6 protein-coding genes are annotated in these 8,938 nt (G+C 73.9%); 4 read left to right on the plus strand and 2 right to left on the minus strand.

What is annotated here, in order from left to right; all coding sequences use genetic code 11:
* On the minus strand, positions 1-4,031 hold a 4,031-nt coding region (locus tag ACOJTC_RS27800), incomplete at its 3' end, for a type I polyketide synthase (RefSeq protein ID WP_420119097.1).
* 345 nt (positions 4,032-4,376) lie between these two features.
* Between ACOJTC_RS27800 and ACOJTC_RS27805 the strand changes: the two genes are divergently transcribed.
* The 4 genes from ACOJTC_RS27805 to ACOJTC_RS27820 all read left to right on the plus strand — a co-directional run bounded on the left by ACOJTC_RS27805 (position 4,377) and on the right by ACOJTC_RS27820 (position 8,465).
* Positions 4,377-5,198, plus strand: a complete 822-nt coding sequence (locus ACOJTC_RS27805) for a glycosyltransferase domain-containing protein (RefSeq protein WP_420119098.1) — start codon at positions 4,377-4,379, stop codon at positions 5,196-5,198.
* Positions 5,195-5,893: a class I SAM-dependent methyltransferase gene (locus tag ACOJTC_RS27810; protein WP_420119099.1), complete on the plus strand. Its 699-nt coding sequence runs from the start codon at positions 5,195-5,197 to the stop codon at positions 5,891-5,893. Before ACOJTC_RS27805 ends, ACOJTC_RS27810 begins: the two co-directional genes overlap by 4 nt.
* A gap of 131 nt (positions 5,894-6,024) precedes the next feature.
* On the plus strand, positions 6,025-7,467 hold the full coding sequence (locus ACOJTC_RS27815; RefSeq protein ID WP_420119100.1) for an MFS transporter: 1,443 nt from the start codon (positions 6,025-6,027) through the stop codon (positions 7,465-7,467).
* Positions 7,468-7,514: 47 nt separating this feature from the next.
* The gene (locus ACOJTC_RS27820; RefSeq protein WP_420119101.1) at positions 7,515-8,465 is read left to right on the plus strand and encodes a hypothetical protein; all 951 of its coding nucleotides are present in this window, start codon (positions 7,515-7,517) and stop codon (positions 8,463-8,465) included.
* A gap of 118 nt (positions 8,466-8,583) precedes the next feature.
* Here the strand turns inward: ACOJTC_RS27820 and ACOJTC_RS27825 are convergent, their stop codons facing one another.
* Positions 8,584-8,844, minus strand: coding sequence for a hypothetical protein (locus ACOJTC_RS27825; protein WP_208570515.1), 261 nt, complete (start codon positions 8,842-8,844; stop codon positions 8,584-8,586).
* Positions 8,845-8,938 lie beyond the last annotated feature (94 nt).

The raw sequence follows: 8,938 nt of genomic DNA on the forward strand, positions 1-8,938 counted from the left end.
TGCTCGTGGGCGACGCCCCGGCCCCGGCCCCCGGGCGCGCCCTGCCACATCGACACGGTCCGGTCGGCGGCGCGCCCCCGGTGCGCGCCCCGGCTCACCAGCGACAGCCGGGGCGGCTCGGGCAGGCCGGCGTCGGCGAGCGCCCGCAGCAGCCGCAGGACGCTGCCGCAGCCGAGGCGTTCGGCGTCCCCGGCCGCCTGCTGCGCCGACTGGGAGCCGTCGGGCTCGTCAAGCGTCCAGAGGTGCACCACCTCGGTCGGTGCGAGGCCGTCGAACCCGGCCCGGACGTCGGCGAGCAACCGCCGGTACTGCGCCGGTGCCGTCGGGTCGATCTCGTACCGGTCGGCCGCCAGCCGTTGGTACCCGCCGCCCGCGAACACCCTGACGTCGGCGGGCAGCGCGTCGCCGACGCCGGACCGGTCGGCGAAGACCAGGCGGCGGCCGGCCGGCCGGGGCGCGTCGGGCAGCGCCGGCAGCGGCTGCCACCGCAGTTCGTGGAACCATCCGTCGGGGTCGCGTACCGAGTCCGGGGGTTGCAGGTACTGCAGGCGCAGTCCCTCGATCTCGACGATCACCCGGCCGTCGGCGTCGGCCACCACGAGGTCGCCACAGACCGAGTCGGACCGCCAGGCGGTGACCGCGACGGCGTGCGCCCAGCCGGGGACGCCCGGGTCGGGGTGGATCGTCACCGCGTCGATGCCGCCCAGGACGAACGCCGACGACCGGTCCTCGGCCGGGATCAGCGACGCGAGGACCTGCCCGCACGCGTCCAGCAGCGCCGGGTGGCAGGTGTACCCGGCCGGGTCGACCCCGGCGGGCACCTGGATGCGGCCGAGGGCCTGACCGTCGCCCGTCCAGAGTTCCGCGACGCCCTGGAACGCGCCCTGCCACTCGTTGCCCCGCGCGGCGAAACGGCGGTAGAAGTCGACCCCGGTGAGGTGGTCGGGGCAGGCGGCACGGGTCGCCTCCACCGGCAGCCGGCGTCGCTCCGGCGGCGGGGTGCGGGTGACCGTCGCGGTGACGTGGGTCGTCTCCGCCCCGGTCACCGCCACGTCCCAGGTGTCGGGCCCGCGCGGGGTGAACGTGGTGGTCAGCGCGGGCGGCGGCTGGTCCGGACGTAGGAACAGCGCGTCGAGGTAGCGGATGTCGCCCAGCACGGGTGTCTGTCCGGCGCAGATCCCGGCGGCGGCGGTGTGCAGCAGCTCGACGTACGCGGTGCCCGGCACGACCACGGTGCCCTGCACCCGGTGGTCGAGCAGGTACGGCTCGCGGGCCGGGTCGACGACCCGGTCCACGCGGTGCGGGGCCGGTTGTCCGGCCGGGGCCGGGGCGAGCCAGTACCGCTGGCGCTGCCACGGGTAGGACGGGAGCCGCACGTAGCGGGGCGGTGGCCCGCCGACCACCCGGTGCCAGTCGACCGGGCAGCCGGCGCGGTGCAGGGCGGCGACGGTGTCGAGCAGGCTGGCCCGTTCCGGCTCGTCGCGGCGCAGGCAGCCGACGGCGGCGCCGTCGGTCCCGGTCGCGGCCAGGGTCTCCTGGATGGCCGGCAGCAGGATGGGGTGCGGGCTGATCTCGACGAACACCGTGTCGGCCGATCCGGCGAGGTGTGCCACCGCGGCACCGAACCGCACCGGTTCGCGCAGGTTGCGGATCCAGTAGGCGGCGTCCCATCCGGACCCGTCGCAGGGGGCGTCGTCCACGGTGGAGTACAGCGGGACGTGACCCGCGCGGGGGGTGACGTCGCCGAGGTCGGCCAGCAGGTCGTCGCGGAGCTGGTCCATCTGCGGGCTGTGCGAGGCGACGTCGACCCTGACCTGCCGGCAGAACACGCCGCGTTGGTCGAGGTCCGCGACGATGGCGGCCAGCGCCTGCGGGTCGCCGGAGAGGACCGTAGAGGTGGGGCTGTTGCTGACCGCCACGGACACGAGGTGCTCGTGGCCGGCCAGCGCGGCCTGGGCGTCGGCGGCGGACAGCTCCACCGAGTACATGACGCCCTGCCCGGCGACGCTGCGCAGCAGCCTGCTGCGCCGGCAGATGACCGCACCGGCGTCGGCGAGGCTGAGCGCGCCCGCCGCGCCGGCCGCCGCCACCTCGCCCATGCTGTGCCCGACCACGTGGTCGGGCTCGATGCCCCAGTCGCGCAGCACCGCGCAGAGCGCCGTCTGCATCGCCCACAGGGTCGGCTGGACGGTGTCGATGGACGCCGGGGCGTCCGTCTCGCCGGTCAGCCGGGCCAGCAGCGACCAGCCGACCTCGGCGCGGATCACCTCGTCGCAGCGGGTGAGCGTGTCGCGGAAGACCGGTGAGCGGGCCAGCAGTTCGCGGCCCATGCCGTCCCACTGCGAGCCCTGCCCGGGGAAGACGAAGACGACCGTGGGCCGGTCGCCGTCCACCGGTGCGGACGCGGTGACGCCCAGCCGGGGGCGGGACTCACCGGCGGCGTACGCCCGTAGCCGCTCGACCAGGTCGTCGGGGGACGCGCCGACGGCGGTCAGCCGGTTCTCGTGGTGGTCGCGGCGGGTGGCCGCGCTGAAGCACACGTCGCGCAACGGCAGGTCCCGGCCGTCGCCACCCGGCCCGAGGAACCGCGCGTAGTCGGTGGCGAGGGCGGTGAGCGCCTCCCGGCCGGGTGCGGAGAGCACCAGGAGCTGCTCGGCGTCCCCGTCGGATGCGTCCCCGTCGGCGGGCGCGGGTGCCGGTGCAGGCCCGGTGTACTCGCCGAGCACCACGTGCGCGTTGGTTCCGGAGATGCCGAACGAGCTGACCCCGACCAGGCCCGGCCGGTCGGTCTGCGGCCAGGGGGTGCGCTCCCGCACCAGTCGTAGCCGCAGCCCCGCCCAGTCGACCGCGTCGGTCAGCTCGGTGGCGTGCAGGCTCGGCGGGATCTCCCGGTGCTGGAGCGCGAGCACCGCCTTGATGACCCCGGCCAGCCCGGCGGCCGCCTCGGTGTGGCCGATGTTCGTCTTGACCGAGCCGACCAGGCAGTGCCCGTCCCGGCCCGCGCCGGCCACCGCGCCGAGGGCGCCCAGTTCCACCGGGTCACCGGCCGGCGTCCCGGTGCCGTGCGCCTCGACGTAGTCCACCAGCGTGGCGGGTACGCCCGCGTCGGCGTACGCCGCGCGCAGCGTCTCCTCCTGGCCGGGCTGGGAGGGTGTGAGCAGGTAGCCGCCGGACTGGCCGTCGTTGCCGACCGCGGACCCCCAGATCACCGCGTGGACGGCGTCGCCGTCGGCCTCGGCCCGGTCCAGCGGTTTGAGCACCAGCACGGCGACCCCCTCGCTGCGGACGAAGCCGTCGCCGTGGGCGCTGCCGAACTTGCACCGGCCGTCGGCGGCGAGCATCCGGGCCGCCGAGAACGGGATCGTCTCCTCGGGGGCGATCACCAGGTTCACCCCGGCGGCCAGCGCCAGTTGGGTCTCCCCGTTGCGCACACTCTGGTAGGCCAGGTGCAGCGCCGCCAGGCTGGAGGAGCAGGCGCAGTCCACCGCCATGCTGGGGCCGCGCAGGTCGAAGGCGAAGGACACCCGGCCGGCCAGGAAGCTGCGCGCGCCGCCGGTCGCCGCGTGCAGGTCCAGCACCGACGCGTCGCTGAGCAACTGCCCGTACGCCGAGGACATGCCGCCGACGTAGACGCCGGTGCGGGTGGTGGACAGCCGGTCGCGGGTCAGGCCGGCGTCGGCCAGCGCCTCGGCCGCGGTCTCCAGCAGCAGCCGCTGCTGGGGGTCCATCCGTTCCGCCTCCCGGGGGGCCACCCCGAAGTAGCCGGCGTCGAACTGGTCGATCTGGTCGAGGAAGCCGCCCCGGCGGCTGACGATCCGGTTCGGCGTGCCCGGTCGCGGGTCGTGGTAGGCGTCGATGTCGTACCGGCTGGCCGGCACGTCGGTGGTCGCGTCGCCGCCGTCGCTGAGCAGACGCCAGAACTGCGCCAACCCGTTGGCGCCGGGAAACCGGCAGCCGATGCCCACCACGGCGACCGGTGTCCCGCCCGGTGTCCCGGCCCGTGTGTGCGCCGACTCGTCCCGTCCGGTCATCCGCCCCGCCTCTCTCGGCGTCGTGTGCTGGCTGCGCCCCGAGTCTCCCGGCCACCGCTTGGGAACGGCTCGAGAAACCACGGATGCCGGTGGGCAGACCCGCTCGCCTTCCGGTCGGAACCGCCGGCGCCGGGTTCCGACCGGCGGTGCCCGGCGGTGGCCCCGTCCTTGAGAACGGCTCGACGACAGCTCTCGGACAGGGCCGGGGGCGGTGCCGCGGGTCGACAACGACCATCGTGGATCGATAGTTTGGCAGCCGGTCCGACCCCGGCCCACCGGTCGGGCACCAGGGCGCATCCGGTGCGGTCCAACGGCACGAACCGTCAGCACGATTGGACGCCGACCATGAGGGTCATCACCATCGCCACCGACCTCGAACACCCCTTCCTGCAGCGGCTGCTGGCGCCGTCCTGCGCGGCGGTGGGGCTCGACCTGGTCGTCCTGGAGGGCCGGCAGCGGGGGTTCCGGCCCCGGGACAAGCGGGCGCTGCTCACCGATCATCTGGCCCGGCACGTCCCACCGGACGAGCTGGTGCTGTTCACCGACGCGTACGACACGCTCCTGCTGCGGGGGGAGGAGCACATCCGCACGGCGTACGCGGGCTTCGCGCAGCGGATCGTGTTCAGCGCCGAGCCGAACAGCTGGCCGATGGGCCCCGTCGGTCTCGCGTTGCACGAGGACCCGCCCGTCGGCCCGTACCCGTATCTCAACAGCGGCGGTTTCCTCGGGCCCGCCGGTGACGTCCTCGCCCTGTGCGCGGCGTATCCGGACCCCCCGAGCGGGCGTTTCCCGCTGCTGAACCGGCTGCGGGCGCACCAGGTCGACACGGACCGGCTGCACGGCACGAGCGACCAGTACTACTGGACCCTCGTCCAGCTCCTCGAACCGGACACCGTCGGGCTCGACCACGGGGCCGTCCTGTTCGAGAACTTCGCGCCGAGGGTCACCAACTTCTGCGAGCTGAACCGCTGGACGGACGACTTCCGCACCCACGGCAGGCAGTCGGCAAGCTACCGGCGGGAACGCTCCCGGCTCCTGTCGCGGCTGCGCACCCCCAGCGGGGCGGCCCAGGTGCACTTCGCCTCCGCCCTGGCCAAGACGGTGGTCCTGGACCTGCTCGACGAGGGTCTGCTGCCCTCCTGGCTGGTGGGGATGGTGCCCCGGTGACCGCGCGACCGGAGTACGAGCAGCGCCACCGTCCGTCGCTGCAACGCAACGAGCTGCAGCGCAACGACCTGCTGGCCATGCAGGCGCTGGCCCCGCTGTCGCTGACGTACCTGCCGTGGAGCGCGAGCGCCATGCGACCGAGCGGGGTGGTCGCGGTGCTCAACGAGATCATGCTCAACCGTCGGCGGTGCGTCGTCGAGCTGGGCAGTGGAGTCTCCACCTTCTACATCGGCCGGCTGCTACGGCAGCGGGGCGGACACCTGTGGACCGTGGAGCACGACGGGCGCTGGGCGGAACTGCTCGGTCAGGAGCTGGCGCGCGAGGGCCTCGGCGACGTGGTGACCGTGGTGCACGCCCCCCTGACGCCTGTCGAGTCCCGCTGGCCGGACGAGGAGTCGACCTGGTACGAGCAGCACCGCCTCGCGGAGATGACCGAGGGCCGGGCCGTCGACCTGCTCGTCGTCGACGGGCCTCCCGCCTACCAGGCGGCGAACGCGCACGCCCGACATCCCGCCGGGCCCTTCTTCGCCGCGCGGTTCGCCGGGGACTTCGCCGTCGTGCTCGACGACATCGACCGGGAGGGTGAACAGGACATCATGCGGTGCTGGGAGGAGGAGCTGGGGGTGACGTTCGAGCACCGCCCGACCAACGGCCGGATCGGCATCGGCCGGCCCGGATCGGCGTTCACCGTGTAGGAACAGCCGACCGGCAACGGACGCCGCACCGTCGCCGGGCTCCGGCTTGACCTGGAGCGCACTCGAAAACCTAGCCTCATCCCGTTCACGACGTGACATCTGATGATGACCGTACGTATCGGGAGAGCCTGGTGAGTGAGCTCGGTCCACGCCGTCGCACCCTGGTGCTGGCGATCTGCTGCGCCAGCATGGTCCTGGTGGTGGTGGACATCTCCATCGTCAACACCGCCCTGCCCCGCATCCGCGACGACCTGGCCGTCACGGTGACCGGCCTGCAGTGGATCGTCGACGCCTACACGCTGGTGCTGGCCGCGTTCCTCCTGCTGGCCGGCTCCACGGCGGACCGGGTCGGTCGGCGGCGGGTCTTCCAGACCGGCCTGCTGGTGTTCGGTGTCGGTTCGCTGTCGTGTGGCGTGTCGCCGGGCATCGGCTGGTTGGTCGCGGCGCGGGCCGTGCAGGCCATCGGCGCGACCATGCTGAACCCCGTGGCGATGGCGATCGTGGCGGACACGTTCACCGTTCCCGCCGAACGGGCCCGGGCCATCGGCGTCTTCGGTTCGATGTCCGGCCTGTCGCTCGCGCTGGGTCCCGTCCTCGGCGGTGTGCTGATCGACAGCTTCGGCTGGCGCTCCGTCTTCTGGGTCAACGTGCCGTTGGCGCTCGTCGCGTTCGCCCTCACCACGAGGTACGTGCCGGAGTCACGCGCGCCACGGCCCCGCCGGTTCGACCCGGTCGGTCAGCTCCTGGTGGTCGTGGTGCTCGGCAGTGTCGTCTACGCGGTCATCGAGTCCAACCGGCAGGGCTGGACGGCGCCGGTCATCGTGGGGCTGCTCGTCGTCGCCGCGCTGGCCACGGCGGGCCTCGTCGGGTACGAGGCCCGCCGGGCCGATCCGCTGCTGCAGTGGCGACTGTTCCGCAGTGTGCCGTTCAGCTCGGCGATTCTGATGGCCCTGTTCGGGCTTGCCGCCTTCGCGGCCTTCCTGTTCGTGACCACGCTCTACCTCCAGCACGTACGCGGCATGTCGGCGCTGACCGCCGGGCTCAGCCTGCTGCCGGTCGGTGCGCTGATCGCGCTGCTCTCGCCGTACACCGGGACGGTGGTCGGGGCCCGGGGGGTGCGCCTGCCGCTGCTCGCCTCGGGGACGGCACTCACGCTGGGCGGCCTCACGTCCCTGCTGATCGGGCCGGCCACCCCGCTCGTCGCCGTGCTCGCGAGCTACCTGCTCTTCGGCATCTTCCAGGGCACCCTCAACCCGCCGGTCACCAACACCGCGATCGCCGGGATGCCGCGTTCGATGGCGGGACTGGCCACCTCCCTCGCCTCGGCGGGCCGTCAGACCGGCACCACCCTGGGGGTCGCGGTCGCCGGCACGATGGTGGGCTCGGTCGGTGACGGCACCTCGTTCACCGACTCCACCCGGCCGGTGTGGTGGCTGGTGTCCGGTCTCGGCGTGGGCATCGCCGCCCTGGGTCTGCTCAGCACCGGCCGATGGGCGAGGGGCACCGCTGCGCGGGCCGCCACGCGGTTCGCGGACGCCGCCGGTACGGCGTCGGCGACCGGCGGGCGTGGTTGACCGCCTGGGGCGAGGTCACTGTCGGTCGGGGTGGTTAGCATCGCCCCATGATCGAGGAGCTGGTCCGGCAGGTGTCCGTCGGTGACGACGACGCGGTCGAGGAGTTGTCCCTGGTCGCGGACGCCGAGCCGGGCAGGCTGACGCCACACCTGGGCTCGCTGCTCGACCACGACGTGCTGTGGCCGGGAAAGCTGTACCGGGCGGCGGACGTCGGCGTGGTGCGTCGGATCGTCGCGCGCGTCGACGGAGGGCGGACGCCGGAGCAGCTCAACCACCTGCTGGTCGCCCTGGCGCACACCGCCCACCCACTGGCCGGGGACGCCCTGCGTCGCTGGTCGGCCCAGCCCCCGCCCGGCGCGGACACGCTGCACGTCGACATCCTGGACTACGCGCCCGAGGGCGGCTGGACGGTCGACCCGCAGGGCCACCGGCGCGACCTGTGCGGTGACACCGCGTACCGGTGGCTCATGCGCGAGGCACCACGGCGGCCGGACGGGGCGATCTGCCCGTGGTGCGCGTCGCCGCTGTGGACGGCTGCGGACCTCGACCCCGCGGACCCCGCCGTCGGCGTCGCGTTGGCGCACACCGGCTGGTCCGGCCGCCTGGTGATCGAGACGTGCCACTTCTGCGCCTGTTACACGACGCTGTACAGCCGGGTAACCCCGGACGGCGGCACCGGCTGGTGGGCCGGTAACACCCGCCCCGACTATCTCGGCCCCGCCGGGACGGAGGATCCGCCGGCGCTGCTGCCCGTCCCCGGGGAGGTCCGGCAGAGCCCCTACCAGGCCAGCGCGTGGGAGCAGGGCGGCTCGACGCTGGGTGGCCGGCCCGACTGGATCCAGGACGCCGCCCACCCCGACTGCCCCGGGTGCCGGCAGCCGATGGACTACGTCGGTCTGGTCGGCGGCGCGGATCTGGACGAGTACGGCGAGGGCGCCTACTACCTGCACCTGCACCGGCCGTGCGGGTTCGCCGCCGTCAACTACCAGCAGAGCTGACCCGCGCGGTGCCCCGGGGCGGCCACCCGCACCGGGGTGACCGCCCGTTCGGGGTACCGGAGGCGGTGGCCTGCGGCGGGCGATGGTCGGGGGTGGACGGTCCGCTCGTCGTCGGGGCTCAGCCCGCGATCGCGGCCCGGAAGTACCAGCCGTTGTACTGGCTGTCGGGCAGGGTGCGGTAGACGCAGCTGTTGGCCACCTCACCCCAGTAGCTGGCGTCGATGCGGTACTGCTCGCACTCCTCGTACGTGGCGAAGGCCCCGTTCCAGTCGAACGGCACGGCGGCGGCCGGGGCCGGCTGGACGGTGAAACTGACGGCGGCCGCCGCGGTGGCGACCACCGCGAGTCGGGTGAACCGGCGGCGCATCGGCTGGGGCATGGGGGTCCTTCCGCAGGGGTGACGGGACTGTGACCGATCGTAGATCCACAGTGGCCGATCACCGATCCACCGTTCGGGCAGGCCCCGGGAGGCC

Source organism: Micromonospora sp. (genome assembly GCF_048594385.1).
GTDB classification, from domain to species: domain Bacteria; phylum Actinomycetota; class Actinomycetes; order Mycobacteriales; family Micromonosporaceae; genus Micromonospora; species Micromonospora wenchangensis.

Excerpts from the sequence above, each read along its gene's own strand:
- ACOJTC_RS27805 (WP_420119098.1), top strand. The coding sequence starts at position 4,377 with ATGAGGGTCATCACCATCGCCACCGACCTCGAACACCCCTTCCTGCAG.
- ACOJTC_RS27820 (WP_420119101.1), top strand. The coding sequence starts at position 7,515 with ATGATCGAGGAGCTGGTCCGGCAGGTGTCCGTCGGTGACGACGACGCG.
- ACOJTC_RS27825 (WP_208570515.1), bottom strand. The coding sequence starts at position 8,844 with ATGCCCCAGCCGATGCGCCGCCGGTTCACCCGACTCGCGGTGGTCGCC.